The organism is Streptomyces sp. NPDC047315 (assembly GCF_040643215.1).
Classification (GTDB): Bacteria; Actinomycetota; Actinomycetes; order Streptomycetales; family Streptomycetaceae; genus Streptomyces.
Map to the genome: position 1 here is coordinate 64627 of NZ_JBEYTZ010000017.1, position 17559 is coordinate 82185.

The 17559-nt window shown below is 69.0% G+C and carries 10 protein-coding genes; 6 read left to right on the plus strand and 4 right to left on the minus strand.

Annotation, left to right across the window (positions count from 1 at the left end; all coding sequences use genetic code 11):
* Nucleotides 1-221: 221 nt before the first annotated feature.
* From ABZ842_RS20670 to ABZ842_RS20695, 6 genes are all read left to right on the plus strand, one after another.
* On the plus strand, nucleotides 222-1685 hold the full coding sequence (locus ABZ842_RS20670) for an FG-GAP repeat protein (RefSeq protein ID WP_361538428.1): 1464 nt from the start codon (nucleotides 222-224) through the stop codon (nucleotides 1683-1685).
* 68 nt (nucleotides 1686-1753) lie between these two features.
* Complete coding sequence (locus ABZ842_RS20675) at nucleotides 1754-5509, plus strand: LamG domain-containing protein (RefSeq protein WP_361538430.1); 3756 nt, start codon at nucleotides 1754-1756, stop codon at nucleotides 5507-5509.
* A gap of 60 nt (nucleotides 5510-5569) precedes the next feature.
* The gene (locus ABZ842_RS20680; protein ID WP_361538432.1) at nucleotides 5570-12616 is read left to right on the plus strand and encodes an RHS repeat-associated core domain-containing protein; all 7047 of its coding nucleotides are present in this window, start codon (nucleotides 5570-5572) and stop codon (nucleotides 12614-12616) included.
* A 5-nt stretch (nucleotides 12617-12621) separates the two neighbouring features.
* On the plus strand, nucleotides 12622-13053 hold the full coding sequence (locus ABZ842_RS20685) for an Imm1 family immunity protein (RefSeq protein WP_361538434.1): 432 nt from the start codon (nucleotides 12622-12624) through the stop codon (nucleotides 13051-13053).
* Between the two features lie 143 nt (nucleotides 13054-13196).
* Complete coding sequence (locus ABZ842_RS20690) at nucleotides 13197-13823, plus strand: class I SAM-dependent methyltransferase (protein ID WP_361538436.1); 627 nt, start codon at nucleotides 13197-13199, stop codon at nucleotides 13821-13823.
* Nucleotides 13824-13833: 10 nt separating this feature from the next.
* A complete protein-coding gene (locus tag ABZ842_RS20695; RefSeq protein ID WP_361538438.1) occupies nucleotides 13834-14328 on the plus strand; it encodes a DinB family protein in 495 nt (164 codons plus the stop codon).
* A gap of 21 nt (nucleotides 14329-14349) precedes the next feature.
* On the opposite strand, the gene ABZ842_RS20700 is transcribed toward ABZ842_RS20695, so the two are convergent.
* The 4 genes from ABZ842_RS20700 to ABZ842_RS20715 all read right to left on the minus strand — a co-directional run bounded on the left by ABZ842_RS20700 (nucleotide 14350) and on the right by ABZ842_RS20715 (nucleotide 17354).
* Nucleotides 14350-14547 carry a DUF5708 family protein gene (locus ABZ842_RS20700; protein ID WP_361538440.1) on the minus strand — a complete coding sequence of 66 codons (198 nt, stop codon included), beginning with the start codon at nucleotides 14545-14547 and terminating at the stop codon, nucleotides 14350-14352.
* Between the two features lie 140 nt (nucleotides 14548-14687).
* Nucleotides 14688-16439, minus strand: coding sequence for an immunity 49 family protein (locus ABZ842_RS20705; protein ID WP_361538442.1), 1752 nt, complete (start codon nucleotides 16437-16439; stop codon nucleotides 14688-14690).
* A 169-nt stretch (nucleotides 16440-16608) separates the two neighbouring features.
* Nucleotides 16609-17085 carry a hypothetical protein gene (locus ABZ842_RS20710; RefSeq protein WP_361538444.1) on the minus strand — a complete coding sequence of 159 codons (477 nt, stop codon included), beginning with the start codon at nucleotides 17083-17085 and terminating at the stop codon, nucleotides 16609-16611.
* Nucleotides 17082-17354, minus strand: a complete 273-nt coding sequence (locus tag ABZ842_RS20715; RefSeq protein ID WP_361538445.1) for a hypothetical protein — start codon at nucleotides 17352-17354, stop codon at nucleotides 17082-17084. The genes ABZ842_RS20710 and ABZ842_RS20715 overlap by 4 nt, the downstream gene beginning before the upstream one ends.
* Between the last annotated feature and the right edge of the window lie 205 nt (nucleotides 17355-17559).

Genomic DNA, 17559 nt, shown 5'->3' on the forward strand with positions numbered 1-17559 from the left:
TGTGGTCTTGTTGTGACGGTGTCAACTCTGCATGATCGTTTCTCTCGATCACTCAGCGACTGAGCGACTACTCCTTGAGTCGACCAGTCGGCAGGTGAACAAGTCGACACCGAGGGGGACGGGCGTTGTCCGTGGGGGGAAAGTGGCGGCGTGTCGCCGTCTGTTGTGCGGCAGCAGCGCTGTTGGCCACCGGAGCGGGGCAGTACGCCGCAACTCCTGCCGTGGCCGCCGCCACGTGCCAGGGCGGCGTGGACTCCGACTTCAACGGTGACGGGGTACGGGACACGGCCATCGCCGACCCGGAAGCCACCGTCTCCGGCAAGGAGCGCGCAGGTCTCGTGCGCATCGTGCTCGGCGGCGGCAAGGGCGTGGCCGAGCTGTCGCAGAGCACGCCCAACGTCTCCGACGCCGCAGAGGAGGGCGACCGCTTCGGCTTCTCCCTCGCCGTCTACGACGCCAACGGCGACGGTTGCAGCGACCTGGCCGTGGGCGTGCCGTACGAAGACGTCGGCACCGCCGAGGACGCCGGCCTCGTCCACCTCCTCTACGGATCTCCCGCGGGCGTCGCCCAGGGCACCCCGGCCAGCCAGGGCCTGCGCCAGGGCGCCGACGGCTGGGTCGGCGAACACGTCGAGGCCGGCGACCTGTTCGGCTACTCCCTCGCCACCACGGTCTCGGCGACCGACGTCCCGTACCTGGTCATCGGCTCGCCCGGCGAGGACGCCGCCGCGGGGCCGGACATCGGCATGGTCATCGCCCTCTACGGAGCCGACCTGAAGGTCTCCCGCTTCACCCAGGACAGCCCGGGCATCTGGGAGACCGCCGAGCCGAACGACCGCTTCGGGTACGCCATCGCGGCGGCGGGCCCCTGGATCACCGTCGGCATCCCCGGCGAGTCCATCGACCAGGCAAAGGGCGCCGGCGCGATCTCCGTCTTCCGGGCCTCGATCAACGTCGACGGCATCCCCGACCCCGCGTGGAGCGGGGGCCAGACCCGCAACGGCGTCGGCGACAGCTCGGCGGAGGCGGGCGACGGCTACGGGACGTCGGTGGCGATGGTCGGCTGTTGCGCGCCCTTCCTCGACCCTGGGAAGTCGACCGAGGCTCTGATCGCCGTGGGTGTGCCCGGTGAGGACGTCGGCTCTTTCACTGATGCCGGCGGGGTCCAGGTCGCCCGGGTCACGCAGACCGGCGGCGCGACGTGGTACGCCTGGATCACCCAGGACACCCCGGGCGTGGAAGGCGACGCCGAGGCGGGCGACCGATTCGGCCAGAAGGTCGGACTTACTAACGCACACCGGATCCGGCCGCCGGACGACAACTCGGTCCGCCTCGTCGCGGGAGCGCCGGGCGAGGACGCGGGTGCCGATGTTGGCGCACCCGTCACGGACGTCGGCGGCGTCGCCGTCCTGCCGTTCGTCGGACCCCCGGGGGCCACGGACGTGTGGCTGGAGCCCGGCGACGGAGTTCCGGCGACGCCCGCGGACCACGTCCTGACCGGGCTCAACCTCCAGACCACCGGCAACGCCTTCTACCTCGGCCTCCCGTACGCCCGCGCGACGGACCGCGCCGTCCACTCCTACCCCTGGGACGTCGCCCCCGGCGGCGCCCCGACCCAGAGCTGGCGCCCCGGCGAAGGCGGCATCCCGCCGGCCAACACCGCCTTCGGCGCGACGATCCGGTGACTCCCCGCCCGCCACGGGCGACGACAGAACAAGTGCGGCTCAGACAACCAAGGGTGGGGGAGAAAGCAGTGTCCAGGAGCATGCGCCGACGCGGCGCGCGGACGGCAGCCGGCGCCATCGCCGTGGCGACCGCGGTACTCGCCACGAGCGGACAGTTCGGCGTCGACATCGGCATCGTCGGCAGCGGGTCCGGCGACGACGACAAGGTGCGAACTCCGCAGTCCAGCGCCGCCGACGTGACCCAGGCCCGGCTGAAGGCCGCCGTCGCCAAGGGGCTGCCGACCGAGACCGAGGCCCGGGAAGCCGCGAAGTCCGCGAAGGCTGCCGTCGAAGTCACCGGGATGCGGGAGGAGCGCCGCACCGTCGTCGCCAACCCCGACGGCACCTTCACCGCACAGGAGTTCCTGGAGCCCGTCCGGGCCCTGGGCAAGGACGGCTGGCGGCCCATCGACACCAAGCTCGCCAAGGCCGCCGACGGCCGGTGGCGACCGGCGGCCACCACCGTCGACCTGACCGTGTCCAACGGCGGTACGGGCCCCTTCGCCACGGTCAAGAGGGCCGGCCGCGAGTTCGCCCTGAGCTGGCCGGGCCGCGCGCTGCCCGCACCCACGGTCAGCGGCGACACCGCCACGTACGCCGAGGTCCACCCCGGCGTCGACCTGGTCGTCCGCGCCGAGCCGGAAGGCTTCGGCCACTTCGTCGTCGTCAAGACCCCGGAGGCGGCGGCCAACCCCGCCGTCGCGAAGATCCAACTCGGGCTGCACACCGAAGCGCTGACGGTGGGCACCACCGCGTCCGGCGACCTCCAGATCACCGACGACCAGTCCAAAGGCGTCGTCTTCGAGGCGCCCGAGCCGGTCATGTGGGACACGCCCGCTGCTGCGCCGCAGGCCGCGAAGGGCGCCAAGCCTGCCGCGGGTGCCGGCGCGACCGGTGCCGGCGCGACCGGTGCCGCCGGCGCGCCCCTCGACCCCGCGCCCAACGCCACCGTCGCCCCCGTCGACATGACCGTCGGCAAGGACGGACTCACCCTCGTCCCCGACCCGAAGCTGCTCACGAACCCGGCCGCGTTCCCTGTTGTCATCGATCCGCCGTTGACCACCCCCGCCTCCGCCTGGACCTCGGTCATCAAGGGCATGCCCAACGAGCAGAACTGGAAGTTCAGCGGCAACGAGGGCATGGGCAAGTGCCCCACCGACTACAGCGCCGCGTCGTGCCAGGGCATCGACACCCGCCGGCTGATGTACACGGTCCCGCTGACGGCGTACCGCACGGACATGACGATCCTGGAAGCCACCTTCGCCACCCGGGTCGCCCACATCTACGCCGCAACGCCCACCGCCGAGCCCGTCCGCCTCTACCGGGTCGGCGGCAAGAACTTCGGCATCACCTCCAGCAGCAGTTGGAGCAACACCGACGCGCTGTGGGACACCCACCTGGGCACCGTCGACAAGGCGATCCAGCCGACCGCGTGCAGCAGCCCGGCCAACCTCCACTTCGAGTCCGCCGCCAGCGGTGCGCTCGCCAAGGACGTACAGGCCGCGGTCCGCGGCGGCTGGTCGAAGATGACCTTCGGCCTGCGCGCCGCGAACGAGTCCCGGTTCGCGGAGTGGAAGCGGATGTGCGGCAACGCGTACCTCTCCGTCACCTACAACCGTCCGCCGACCGCGCTCACCGACAAGACGCTCTCCAGCAACCCGGGCGGCGCGTGCAACACCACCGCCAACGGAGTCCGCGTCAGCCGACTGCCCAAGCTGTACGCCCAGCCCACCGACCCCGACCACAGCACCCGCGACGCCGAGCCCGTGAAGGTCGAGTTCAAGGTGGCGTGGACGGACGCGGCCGGCGTGGCGCAGTCGTACCCGGCGACCACCGGGATGGCCTCGCCAGGAGCCACCTTCCAACACCAGGTCTACGTCCCCAAGGGGAAGACGATCCCCGAGAACGCCGTGGTGAGCTACTCCGCCCGGGTCAGCGACGGCGTGGTGTGGAGTGCTTGGAGCCCCACCTGCCGCTTCCTCGTCGACCAGAACGTCCCCGGCGCACCGCTCGTCGACTCGCCCGAGTTCCCCCGCGAGAACCCCGGCGCGAGCGTCGGCGTGACCGGTAGCTTCACCCTCTCGCCCAACACGGAGGACCGGTACGACGACGCCGTCGCCAAGTACGTGTACGACTTCGACTCCGACAACCAGCCGCCGGCCACCGCGACCCCGACCGCGGTCGGCGGACCGGTCACGGTGAAGTGGAGCCCGCAACACCGCGGCGGCCACAAGCTCTTCGTGACGTCGTACGACGGCGCGAACAACGCCAGCGAGCAGACCACGTACCTGTTCGACGCGGTCACGGGCGCTCCGCCCGCCGCACAGTGGACGCTGGCCGACAGCGCGCAGGCGACCGTGGCGCGCGACGCGTCGGGCAGCCACCCGGCGCGCATCGGCCCCAAGGTCACCCGCGACACCGCGGGCAACGGCACCGCCGCCGACCGGGTCATGGACCTCGACGGCTCCGCCGACTCCTACCTGGAGACGGACTCCTCCGTCGTGGACACCGAGCGGGGCTTCTCGATCAGCGCGTGGGTCAAGCCCGACATCCTGACCCGCGACATGACCGTCGCCAGTCAGAACGGCTCCGGCGAGCCCGGGTTCCGACTCGCCTACCAGGCCGCGAAGAAGACGTTCGCCTTCGCTCTCCCGACGTCCGACGTCGAGGCGATGAACGACACCGTCCTCACCACCACCCTGAACCGCACCTGCCCGGACGGCGCGTCCCAGCCCGTCTGCGCCGGCGAATGGCGCCACCTCGCCGGTGTGTACGACCCGGGCGCCCCGAAGCCGCTGAAGCTGTACGTCGACGGCCAACTGCGCGCCGAGGCGGACCGCCCGCTGCCGTGGAAGGCGTACGGCACCTTCCAGATGGGCCGCGAACGCGCCAAGACGGGCTACCGGTCCCACTGGGACGGCCAACTCGCCGACGTCCGCGCCTACAACCGCGCCACCACGGCCGACGAGGTCACCAAGATGGTGGCGAGCAAGGTGGCCCGGCTCGGGTACTGGAACCTGGACGTGGCCGGGGGGACGGGCGGGAAGTCGTTCGCGGAGGCGGGCGGCGGGCAGTCGTTGGTGATGGGCGGGGGTGCGGTGCACTACGCCGAAACTGTCACCGACGTCTTCGAGGGCAACGTCCTGATGTACACGACCGATGCTTCGGGAGCGGTCGTTCCCGGTGGCCGTCTGAACTTGAAGAACAACGGTTACGCGGCCACGGCCACCCCGCCGCTGGACGGCACGGGCAGCTTCTCGGTCACCGCGCGCGTCCGGCTCTCCAGCAAGACTGCGACGACGAAGCAGGCGGTACTCTCCCTGCCCGGAGACACGACCAGTCGCTTCGTGGTCCGCTTCACCGCGTCCCCCGACGGGACCGCCCCCGGCCACTGGGAGTTGGTCGTCCCGAAGGAGGCGGGCAGTGAGACCCCGGCCGTGGTGGCCCGCGCCTACGCGGACGGCGCCCCCGACGAGGCCAACGGTCAGTTCATCACGGTCACATATGACGCCCTGACGCAGCGGTTGAGCCTGTACACGGACGGAAACGCTGCCGAACCGGCCCCCGGCTCGCCCGTCTCCGGCCACGTCGACGGAGTCGGCATGACCTGGCCGGCCACCGGTGGTCTCCAGGTGGGCCGGGCCCGCACCGGAGCCGGGGGCACCCCCAACGAGTGGGGCGACTTCCTCGCCGGAGAGGTGGACGACGTTCGCGTCTACAACGGCGTCCTCGACAAGACGACGATCGACCAGCTGGCGGACCGCGTCGTCAGGCCCACGCTCTGAGACGGGCCCCAGCCCGCCCCCGACCTTCTTTCCTTCTCACCGTCTGCCACGGGAGTTCTCATGTCCGCCCGTACCACCCGCAATCGCCGTGCGTACCGACGGAGATGGGTTGCCGTCGTCGTACTGACGTTGTCGACCGTTCTCACCGCATCGACGGTGCAGGCGGTGCCGGTCCTCGCCGACGCGACACGCACCTTCGAGGCCGACAAGCCGACCTTTGACGACCCGGCCAAGGGCACCCGGATGAAGGCCGAGCCCCGACCGGTCGACACTACGAAGAAGGCCGCGGTGACCGGGCTCGACCGGGCCGACTGGCCCGTCGCCGGCAGTGCCACGGGCACGCTGACGCCTGGCCGGGTCACGACCCTCCGGCCGGGCGGCCTGCCTCTCACGCTCTCCGCTCCCACGGCTAGGAAGGCCGCGAAGGCACCGGTCGCAGCCGGTCCCGTACGCGTCGAGGTCGTCGAGCCCGGACGCGCCACGGAGCTCGGCGCCGCGGCCCTGCTGAAGGTGACGAGCGGGGAGAGCGCCACCGGGAGCACCAGGAAGGAGGCGACGAACTCCACCTCGAAGACCCCGACCGCGCCAGGAGCGACGAGCCGTCTGGGCGTCGACTACACGAGCTTCGCCGAGGGACACGGCGGGGGCTACGGTGCCCGGCTCGCTCTGTACCAACTCCCTGCCTGTGCGGTGACCGCAGCGCCGGGTTCCAAGGCGTGCCCCCAACAACCCGTCCTGCTGCAGGCGGTCAACGACTCCGAGAAGAAGACGCTCTCCGCAGACGTGCCGGTCGGTACGGGGAAGGGCGCTCCGCTCCTCGCCGTCGCCGCCACCCCGAACTCTTCCCAGGGGACCTACTCCGCCACCCCCCTCGCTCCCTCTGCCTCCTGGAGCGTCGCCCCTTCCTCCGGCGGCTTCTCCTGGTCGTATCCGCTGCGGGCGGTGCCCACTCCCGGCGGATTCCAGCCACCGCTCGGCCTCTCGTACAACTCCCAGAGCACCGACGGCAAGACGGCCATCACCAACAACCAGGGCTCCTGGGCGGGTGAGGGCTTCACCTACGAGCCCGGCTACATCGAGCGCCAGTACAAGGCTTGCGCCGACGACGGCCACAAGACCTCCGGCGAACTCTGCTGGGCCCACGACAACGCAACGATCGTGCTCAACGGCTCGTCCGGCCAGCTCATCAAGGACGACGCCACGGGCGAGTGGCGGATGACCGGTGACTCCAACTGGAAGATCGAGAAGCTTACCGGCGCCGTCAACGGCGACGACAACGGTGAGCACTGGAAGGTCGTCACGGAAGGCACCGAGTACTACTTCGGCCTCAACCGACGCCTCGGTTGGGCAGCCGGCAAGCCGGAGACCAAATCGACCTGGACCGTGCCCGTCACCGGTGACGACAGCGGTGAGCCCTGCTACAACCCCGTCTTCGCGAGCGCCTCGTGCCAGCAGGGTTGGCGTTGGAACCTCGACTTCGTCAAGGACCTCAACGACAACACCATCTCGTACTTCTACGAGAAGGAGCAGAACGCCTATGCCCGCGGCGGGAAGACGGACGTCGACGGCACCGAGTACACCCGCGGCGGGTACCTCGCCCGTGTCGAGTACGGCCAGCGCCACGGCGCCCTGTTCACCGAAGCGGCAGCGGCCCGAGTGCTCTTCAAGACTGAGGAGCGCTGCGAGAAGACCGCGGACTTCGACTGCGATGCCGCCAAGTGGACCGCCGCTAACGCTGCCCGCTGGCCCGACACCCCTCAAGACCGCTACTGCGCGGTGGGCACCAAGTGCACCTTCAGCCAGTCCACGCCGTCCTTTTTCACCCGCAAGAAGCTGACGACCGTCACCACCCAGGTGCGCACCGGCGCCGCCACCTACGCGGACGTCGACGCCTGGCACCTCAAGCACATCTTCACCGACAACGGTGACAGCTCGAAAACCTTGTGGTTGAACGAGATCCAGCACGAAGGGCGCGGCAACGGCGGCAGCATCAAGCTCCCCGCGGTCAAGCTCATCGGCGACGTCCTGGACAACCGGGTCGACACGATCGGCAACAACCTCGCCCCGATCAAGCGGTTCCGCCTGCGTACGGTCCTGAGCGAGTCCGGCGCTCAACTCGACGTCACGTACAAGCCCGTGGAATGCGTCGCCGGTTCGCTTCCGGCGCCCGGAGCCTCCACAAAGCGCTGCTACCCGGTCGTCTGGGCCCCGCCCGGCAATCTGGAGCCGATCACCGACTGGTTCCACAAGCACGTGGTAGCCGAGGTCGAACAGTTCGACCGCACGGGCGGCAGCGCGCAGATGGTCACTCGGTACGACTACCTGGACGAGGCCGGCTGGCGGAAGGCCAAGCCCGACGGCATCACCGACCCCAAGTTCCTCACCTGGGGCGTGTGGCAGGGCTACGGAAAGGTCCGGGTCACCTCAGGCACCGGCCAAAATATGACCTCGCGCGTCGACTACACCTACCTCAAGGGACTGCACGGCGACGAGAAGCCCGGCGGCGGCACCCGCGCCTCTTCCGTCACCGACTCCGACGGCACGATCCACTCGGACCTGGAGGAGTACACGGGCTTCGAATTGGAGAAGGCCGCGTACGACGGCTCCAAGCTCGTCTCCAAGGTGATCAACACGCCGTGGCACCGGACCACCGGCACCCAGACCCGGACCTGGGACGGAAAGCAAGTCATCACCAAGGCGAGCGTGGTCCGCACCCAAACCACGCTTGGTCTCAAGGCGCTGAACGACGGGACCTGGCGCAAGTCGAAGTCCGCCACCACCTTCGACACCACCACAGGCGCGGTCGGCCGCGAGCTGGTGGCCAACGACCTCGGTGACCTCTCCACGCTGTCCGACGACAAGTGCACCCGCACCTCCTACGCGGACAACCCCGCACTGAACCTTTACAAGCTGCCGTCCCGGGTCGAAACGGTGTCCGTCGGCTGCGACGCCGACCCGAACCTGAACACCCAGGTCGTCAAGGACGAGCGCACGCACTACGACGGCAAGCCCTACGGGGCGGCGCCCACCCGTGGCCTGGCCACCAAGACGGAGCGACTGACGGGCTACAACGGGATCGAGCCCCAGTACCAGACCACCGGCACCACGACCTACGACGTGCACGGCCGGCCCCTCAGCCAGACGGACTCGGCCAACGCCACCACCACCGTCACCTACGCCGAGACCAACGGTCTGATCTCCAAGACCACCTCGAAGAACCACCTGAACCACCTCACCACCACGGAGTACGAACCCGCATGGGGCCAAGCCAAGGCCCAGACCGACCCGAACAATCGCCGCACCGACCTGGTGTTCGACGCGCTCGGCCGGCTCACCTCCGTGTGGCTACCGGACCGACCCAAGAGCACGCAGACGGCGAGCATCAAGTACGACTACCTGATTCGCCAGGACGATGTCTCCGCCGTGAAGACGGAGAAGATCGGCAACGGCAACGCCTACAACGTGCCCGAGTACCAGCTCTACGACGCGTTGCTGCGCCCGCGACAGCACCAGACCGAAGGTCCCCACGGCACCCGGATGGTGGCGGACACCTGGTACGACGGTCTGGGCAAGGTGGCCAAGACCAACACCACGTACAACGCTCTCGGCGCTCCGTCCGACAAGCTCCTGAACGTCCCGGACGGTGAGGTCGGAAAACAGACGCTGAACCTGTACGACGGGATGGCGCGTCCGACCGTCGAGATCTTCGCGATCGCCGGACACGAGCAGTGGCGCACGACCACGACCTACGACGCGACGGCCGAGGGCGACCGCATCCACGCCGACCCGCCGCAGGGCGCGGTCCCGACCACCACGATCAGCAACGAGGCCGGCCAGGTCACCGAGGTCAGGCACTTCGACGGCGCGGCGCCCACGGTGAGCGGCCCGTTGGGCGAGCACACCAAGACCACCTACACCTATCGCCCCGCCGGTCAGCTCGCCACGGTGACCGACGCGCAGAACAACGTGTGGACGTACGAGTACGACCAACTCGGCCGCAAGACCAAGACGGTCGACCCCGACGCAGGTCCCTCCACCGTCCGGTACGACGCGGCGGACCGCCCCGTCACCACCACCGACGCCCGCGGCAAGTCGATCCACACGACGTACGACGTAATCGGCCGCCCCGTCGCCACCTACGAGGGCACGGATACCACCGGCACCAAGCTGACGGAGCGGAAGTACGACCGGTCAGGAGCGCTCGGGTACCCCTACGCCTCCTACCGCTACACGGACGGCACCAACGCCTTCGCCTCGGTCATCACCAACTTCGACACCTTCTACCGACCCAAGAACGCGTTGTACTCCGTCCCGGCCACCGAGGGCGCCTTCACGGGCCCCCTCGTCTACACCACCGACTACAACAGGGACGGCACGGTCCAGCGGACGAGTGTGCCCGGCGTCGGCGGCCTCCCTGCGGAGACCCTGGTCACCGGCTACGACGACCTCCAGCGACCGGTCACCCTCACCGGAGCGACCGACTACGTCACCAACACGGCCTGGACGCCCACCAGCCAGCTCTCCACGCTGACCCTGAGTGCGGGTGCGAAGCAGTCCCAGCAGCACTACTTCTACGAGCGCGGCACGGACCGCGTCACCCGGCAGCTGGTGACGATGGAGGGCCTGCCGCGTGCGGCGAAGGACGTCCGCACGTCGTACGACCAGGCCGGCAACGTCCTGTCGATCGCGGACACCGCCGACACCACGACCTCGGCCGCGACGGACGTGCAGTGCTATGCGTACGACGGCCAGCGCCGGCTGACCGAGGTCTGGACCCCCGGTGCCACCGCGGCGACCGCGGACGGCTCCGGCACGGTCGGCATGAAGACCCCCGAGTACAACGGCAAGACACCCACGGCGTGCACTTCGGCCAAGCCGGGCGCGACCCCGCTCGGCGGCCCGTCGCCGTACTGGACCTCGTACTCCTTCGACAAGATCGGCAACCGCACGAAGGAGGTCCGCCACGACATCGGCGGAACGACGGCGAACGACGTCGTCCGCACCTACTCCTACGCCGACGCCAACCAGAACGGCACGCCCAAGGAGGCGGGTGACGGCGGCCCGCACGCCGTCACCAAGGTGTCGGAGAAGACCGCGACGGGCGTCCAGGAGTCGATGTACGGCTACGACCCTGCCGGCAACACCACGAAGCGGACACTCAGTGGCGACAAGCAGACGCTGACGTGGAACGCCGAGGGCAAGGTCGAGTCCATCACCGAGCCCGACGACCCGACGACGCCGGACAAGAACGAGGCGTCCACGACGACGTTCCTGTACGACGGCGACGGCAACCGCATCAAGCGTACCGACCCGTCGGGCAGCACGTTCTACCTGCCGGACGGCACCGAGGTCCACCTCCCGACCGGCCCCGACGCCAAGCTACAAGGCACCCGCTACTACTCCCACGCGGGCCAACCAGTCGCAGTCCGCACCCATGACGGCAAGTTCTCGCTGATCGCCTCGGACCACCATGGAACGGGCGACGTGGCGATCGACACCGCCACGGGCGCGGTCACCCAACGACGCGTGGATCCGTACGGAAATCCGCGCACCGGCAACACGGGCACGTGGCCCGGCCAGAAGGGTTTCGTCGGCGGCACGATCGACGCGTCCACCGGTCTGACCAACATCGGCGCCCGCCAGTACGACGCCTCGCTGGGCAAGTTCATCTCGGTCGATCCGATCATCGACGTGACCGACCCGCAGCAGATGAACGCGTACGCCTATTCCAACAACAACCCGACGACGTTCACGGACCCGACCGGCCTCCGAGTTGCCTGCGGCGGCAGCACGGGCCTCGGCTGCCCGACCCCGCCGAAGCCCAACGTCAAGAAGGACGCTTCCAATAGCGTCAGCCGGGCCGAGGTTGAGGTCAGGGGTGCCCAGGCGTCTCAGGAAAGCGCGAAGCAGAGGATCGTCAGTGCGACGAAGGAACTCGTCAAGATCCTCATGGACGAACTCGGTGTCACCGCGGGCCTGGACTGCATATCCAGCGGTGACGTGGCCGCCTGCGGCGAAACGGTACTCAACATCGCAGGGAGCTTCCTCGGGGGGCTGGCGGGCAAGGCGGTGGCCAAGTATGGGCTTCCGTGGAAGTGGGACGACGGGGCCAAGCTGGCCAAGCGAATAGGCGGTCTGGCCAGTGACCTGATTTCAGGTGTCAAGGAGTATCGGGACGCCTCGAAGAAACTTGACAAGGCCAGAGACAGGCTGGCAGCTGCTGAGTCGAAGTTCAAAGAAATAGTAACGAAATGCCGGACGCACAGCTTCCTTCCGGGGACGCAGGTACTCCTTGCGGATGGTTCGACTAAACAGATCGAGGACGTCAGCCCCGGTAACGAGATCCTGACGACCGATCCGAAGACGGGTGAGGAAGTCGTCCGCAAGGTGGTCGGCACCATCGTCACCGAGGACGACAAGGACTTCGTAGACCTCAGCATCACTGCTGATGGTGTGACGTCGTCACTGATCTCGACCACGACCCACCCGTTCTGGGTCGAGTCGGAAAGTGACTGGATCGAAGCCGGCGATCTAAAGCCGGGCATGCGCCTGACGACTCCCGAAGGCGCGACGGCGGTTCTGGACGACACCCGGTACTTCGAGAAGCGTCAGCGCACGCACGACTTGACGATCGAGAGCCTGCACGCGTACTACGTGTTGGCGGAGGAAACTCCACTCCTCGTTCACAACTGCAACTTTGATCGGGATGCGGAGGTTGGCAAGCTTCCAGCATACAAGGCTGGCGGTCCTACGTCTGGTCGTGCCGTGTCAGCGGATGGCACCGCCTACGACCTGGTGAGTGGCAACACGAAGGAAGACGCTGCCTTGGTTGACTGGGTGAACGGCACCCTTCGAGAGCGCGGAGTGCTGCCCGGTGCATCAAAGTCTTGGCGCGCGAGCGATGTCGAGCAAAAATTCGCCGCGATCATGGCGCGGGACGGCATCGCGGATGCGGATCTGGTGATCAACTTTCCGACGGGGCCGTGTACGGTCAGGCTTGGGTGCGATCAGGTAATGGACACTCTGTTGGGGGGCGAACGTTCGCTCACGGTGCATTGGCAGGGAACTGATGGCGCTTGGCAGAGTCGTAGATATGGAAGGCGTTGACCGTGATGGCACGTGCTGAAGCGCGATATCGCTTGGAGCATGGTGAGGAACCGCTGTTGTTGGGTGCGGACGATGACGTCGATGCGCTGATCTCTGCGCTCCTCATGGGTCCGGCTCACGAGAACCTGGCTCAGGTGCACTCCTTGGACCGACAACTCATGCCGTCCGGTTTCCCTGATCACGAACTTTTGGTCGGGGTTGACGGGGCTCTAAGTCTCGGACTCTTGGCCTACTTGGATGCAGAGGGGAACGTTGTAACGTTGGGGCCGCCCGAGAGTCGAACGGACCCTGTTTACTGCATTCAGGGGAATAGGACAGAATTTCCAGCCCATTCGGAAGTTTCTGTTGATCTTGTGCGTGAGGCTCTTAAGGAGTTTCTGTCCTCAGGGGGAATGCGGCCAACTTGTGTCCAGTGGCAGGCGGCAGACAATCTCTGACCTCAGGCGGCCTGATGTGGTGAGGTCAGGTTCCCACCTGCCGCGCCCACGGCCGGCTTGCGGAAACGGCAAGCCCGGTCGCGTCGGCTAGGTGCGCGTGTCAAGACTGAGGGCTCCCGGTACAGGCGATTCGAGGAGCCCCCATGCGGACCAGCGAAGCATCCACCTTCTGGAACGACGTCTACGCGAGTCGGCCCGACGCCGGGGAGCCCGGGCCGAATGTGCGGCTTGTGGAGGTTGTCGGTGGGCTGGCCGTCGGGGACGCGTTGGATCTTGGGTGTGGGCCCGGTGGGGACACGCTGTGGCTCGCGCGGCAGGGGTGGAACGTCACCGCCGTGGACATCTCCGCCGTCGCGACCGAGCGGGTCACCGAGTTGGCGCGGGGCGCCGGGCTCGGGGGGCGGGTCAGTACGGAGGCGCATGACCTCGGGGAGTCGTTTCCGCAGGGGCGGTACGACCTGGTGTCGGCGCAGTACCTGCAGACGCCGTACGACTTCGACCGGGCCAGCGCCCTGCGCGCCGCGGCGCACAGCCTGAACCCGGGCGGGCGGCTGCTGGTCGTGGATCACGGGTCGACCGCGCCGTGGTCGTGGAACCAGGATCCGGACCTGCACTACCCGACCCCGCGGGAGGTCATCGCGGGGATCGGTCTGGACCCGGCGACGTGGACCGTCGAGCGGGCCGACGCGCCGCGGCGGGTCGCGACCGGGCCCGACGGGCAGACCGCCGAGGTCGTCGATCACGTCATCGTCATCCGTCGCGCCGGGTGAAGGGGAAGCCATGAGCCGCAAGACACCCCGCCGCCGCGACACCTCGCCGCCGCGCACCGGCGGCAGCGAAGCAGAGACCCTGCGCGGGTTCCTCGACTACCTGCGGGACTCCATCGCCGCGAAGGTCGACGGCGCGCCGGAGCCGGACGTCCGGACCGCGGCCGTGCCGTCCGGGACGAACCTCCTGGGCCTGCTCCAGCACGTGACCGCCGTCGAGCGGTGGATCTTCCTCGGGGAGGACGTCAAGAACTGGCCGGCGACGTTCCGACCGGCGCCCGAGGACAGCGTGGACGACGTCGTCGCCCGCTACTGGGACGCCGTCGCGCAGGCGAACGACGTCCTCGACGGCTGCGCCGACCTCGCCGCGCCCCTACCTCACGCGCCCGCGGGGCGCACCGCGCCCAGCGTGCGGTGGGCGCTCACGCACATGATCGAGGAGACCGGCCGGCACGCCGGCCACGCGGACATCCTGCGCGAACTGATCGACGGCGCGACCGGCCGCTGACACGCCGCGGTCCTGCCGCGGTCACGTCGAGACCGACGCGCTGCGCGCCATCTGGAACATGCCCGTCAGGATCAGCGCGCCGCCGACGAACATCAGGACCACGCCGACCTTCGTCAGGGTGACGACCGGGGTGTCCACGCCCTCCGTGAACAGCCGCAGCACCAAGCCGACGGTGAAGGCGACGCCACCTTCCAGCAGGTTCTTGTACGGCTTCCTCATGTGCGGCTCCTCCCGTTGGACTCCCTTGACTCCTGAAAGCCAATTTAGGAAGGGAAAGTGCGAGGAACCTCGGCTCTCAGGACGAACCCGCCGTACATCCTTCGATGCAGCAGCTACAGCGGCAGCCGACCGCCTGCGCCTCAGCCGACCATCGTCCTCGGCTCCACCACGCCCGCCGGTATGTACGGCGACACCACCGGGACGTCCCAGCCCATCCTGCGGACGTGGCAGACCAGGGCCAGCACGTCCAGGTCGAGCACCGCTTCCGACTTCTCTGAGAGCTCGCCCATTGCGTAGTGGTCGCGGTGCTTTTCCAGGGCGTCCGCCAGGGCGAGGGCGAAGCCCTCGCGGTCGCCCTCGACGAGTTGGGAGAGGAGGTGGACGGGTGGGGCGAGGTAGGCGCCGCGTTCGTGGCGGAAGGAGACTTCGAACGCGGTGTTCACCGCGGGCTCGGGGTCCGTGCCGCGCAGGTAGTCGTGGAGGGCGGCGCCGTACGCGTTGGCAGGGCCGAAGTGGTTCGTGGCGGTGAGGAATTCGGGCTCGACCGTGACGCATGCGGCGAGCGCGTCCCGGTCGCCGGTCACCAGGGCCAGGGAGACGGTGCGGAGCCAGTGGCGGGCGTGGTTGGAGTACGGGTCGCGCGTCGCGGGCAGGTCGCGGGTGGTGCCGGCGACGGTGACGGGGAGCTGCGCACCCTTCGCCGCGCGGTGCAGCCGGAGCGCCCCCGCCCCCGCCTGCGTCGCGATGCGCAGCAGCTCGCGCTGGTGCGGGTCGTGGCACTCCGGCTCGCTCGCCGCGCGTTCCAGGAAGACGGAGACATGGCCGTCCATGAGGTGGGGCAGCCAGCGGGCGACGGACGTCGGGCTCTTGTCCGGGTCGTGGAACTCGGCGAGGTCCCGCTCCGCGTGCTTCGCGTACAGCAGCGGCTCGACGTTGCGGGCGTAGGGGTGTTCCGGGCGCTCGACGACCAACGGGCCGGCGGCCAGCGCCGCGACCGCGTCCGGGCGCTTCTTCTTCCCGTACGCCAGCACCCGCGGCTCCGGCGGCTTGAAGCCGGAGACGGGGCCGGTCGGCAGATAGCGCGACTCGACATCCAGCGGCCACTCGTGCCAGCGGACCGCCATCGCCGCCAGGGCTATCGCGTCCATCGGGAGCAGCGTGCGCGGCGCCGGGTTGCGCTCCGGGGTGCCGGCCGCGGCGTGCCGCTCCAGCTGGGCGGCGAGCGCGCTGGTGAAAGCTCCCCTGTCACCTGCGGCGAGCGCCCGCAGCGTGGTCAGCGCGGCCCGGCAGGACGGCCAGTCCTTGCCGTCCGCGACGGCCGCCGCGATCTCGTCGATACGGGTCGAGCGCGCCGCGTCCGAGTCCGTCCCGTCGTCCCCGACCCCGTACACGAACACCATCAGCGCGTGCACCAGCGCGGCGTCCGGGTCGGACTCGCGGCCGGCCAGGGGGACGGCGGACGCCACGAAGAGGTCCGCGAAGGTGTCGCTCTCGTTGGCCACGAACGCGGGGAAGAACGCGTCCAGCCACACGTGCGGAGCGACGCCGTCCGGATTCTCCGGCGGGCGGCTGCCGTCGTACACGATGCCGGTGCCCGTGTACTCGATGAAGACGTGCGGATGCCCGGCCCGGCCGGCGCGCAGCGCCAGCGCGCCCACGCCCGCCGTCGCCGCGGACTCGCACGCCACCCGAGCGTCCTTGTCCGTCAGATCGGCGTGCGACGTCGACCGCGCGCCCAGGTAGTCGAGGAACGACTCCGCGATCATCTCCCAGCCGAACGCCGGGAGTTCGTCGTGCTGCATCATGTGCACGTCGCCGGCGATGCGCTCGGCGAACCCGTCCAGAGCGCGGCTCAGCGCCGCCTGTCCCACTTCATGGCGCTCGATCCACATGGCTCGTCGCCACCCCCCGTCCGTCCCCGTGTTCGTGCTGGTACCGCTGTGTCTCCTCAGCATAGGAACCACCACTGACAACCCGCCCGGCTGCGCGTGATACCCGGAGCGGCAGCCGGGCGGGCTCGGTGGTGGTCACGACGACGGTGACGACGGCGGTCACGGTGAGTCAGGGGACCGGACCCGCCGGCCCCTCGAACTCCGCGCTCATACGTACGAATTCAGGGCTCGCGAGCGCGGCCTCGTACTCGGGGTCCGTGAATTCGTGGCTGTGGCCGCCGGAGTGTCCAGCGAATAGCGTGCACGCGTCATTCGCTGCTCCCGGCTTGCCGTTGTGTATGGGGCAGTCCTGCTGGATCGTGACGGCGGAAGGTTCTATTCCACTTTTCCAGCGCGCCCAGATTCCACTGCCCTCGCCGTCGTCGAGTTCGCGTACCAGGTCGAAATGGGAGCCGGTGTCGTGCTCCTCCAGCGCGCACCGCAATCCCGTCACGATCTGGATGGGATGGGCCGGCGGGTCCGGCCACAGGTCCTGGGTGAGCACGATCAGTTGGAGGGGGAGCGTCGCGAGCGCGGCGCAGACGCGGCGTTCGGCGGCGGATGCGCCCGCAGTGGGCGGCGTGCGCGGCGATGGCGGGCTGCTCATGTGCCCCCGATTCGCCGGCTCAACGCGTTGACCTGCGCAACTGCGGCTTGTAGGGCAACGGCCGAATGCGGCGCCGGGGAGGGCGCCGGGGTGAGGTCGAGGGGGGATGCGTCCCACTCCAGCCCGCCGTTCAGCGGCCGGAGCTGTACGAGCTGACACATCCGGTCCATCACCCGCCCGACCTTGTGGGTCGCGGCGTCGAGGACTACGTCACCGGGGGCGGGGACGTACGGATGGGGGCGCGCATTCTCGTCTAGGTCCAGGTTCACGGATGTCTCCTGCGCGGAAAGCTCTCGCCGTCCCGGAAACCTCCCGCCTTTATCAGGGCGCCCGATCCCGTCCATTCGAACGTCTGGGCGGGGATATCGTTCCGGTCGGTCATGGTTCCTTGCCGTACCCCTTCAGTCGATTGTTTCTTTCGTCTTTCTGGAGACAAGTCTGGGGCAACTATGTAGCCTCCGAAAGAGGGTTGAG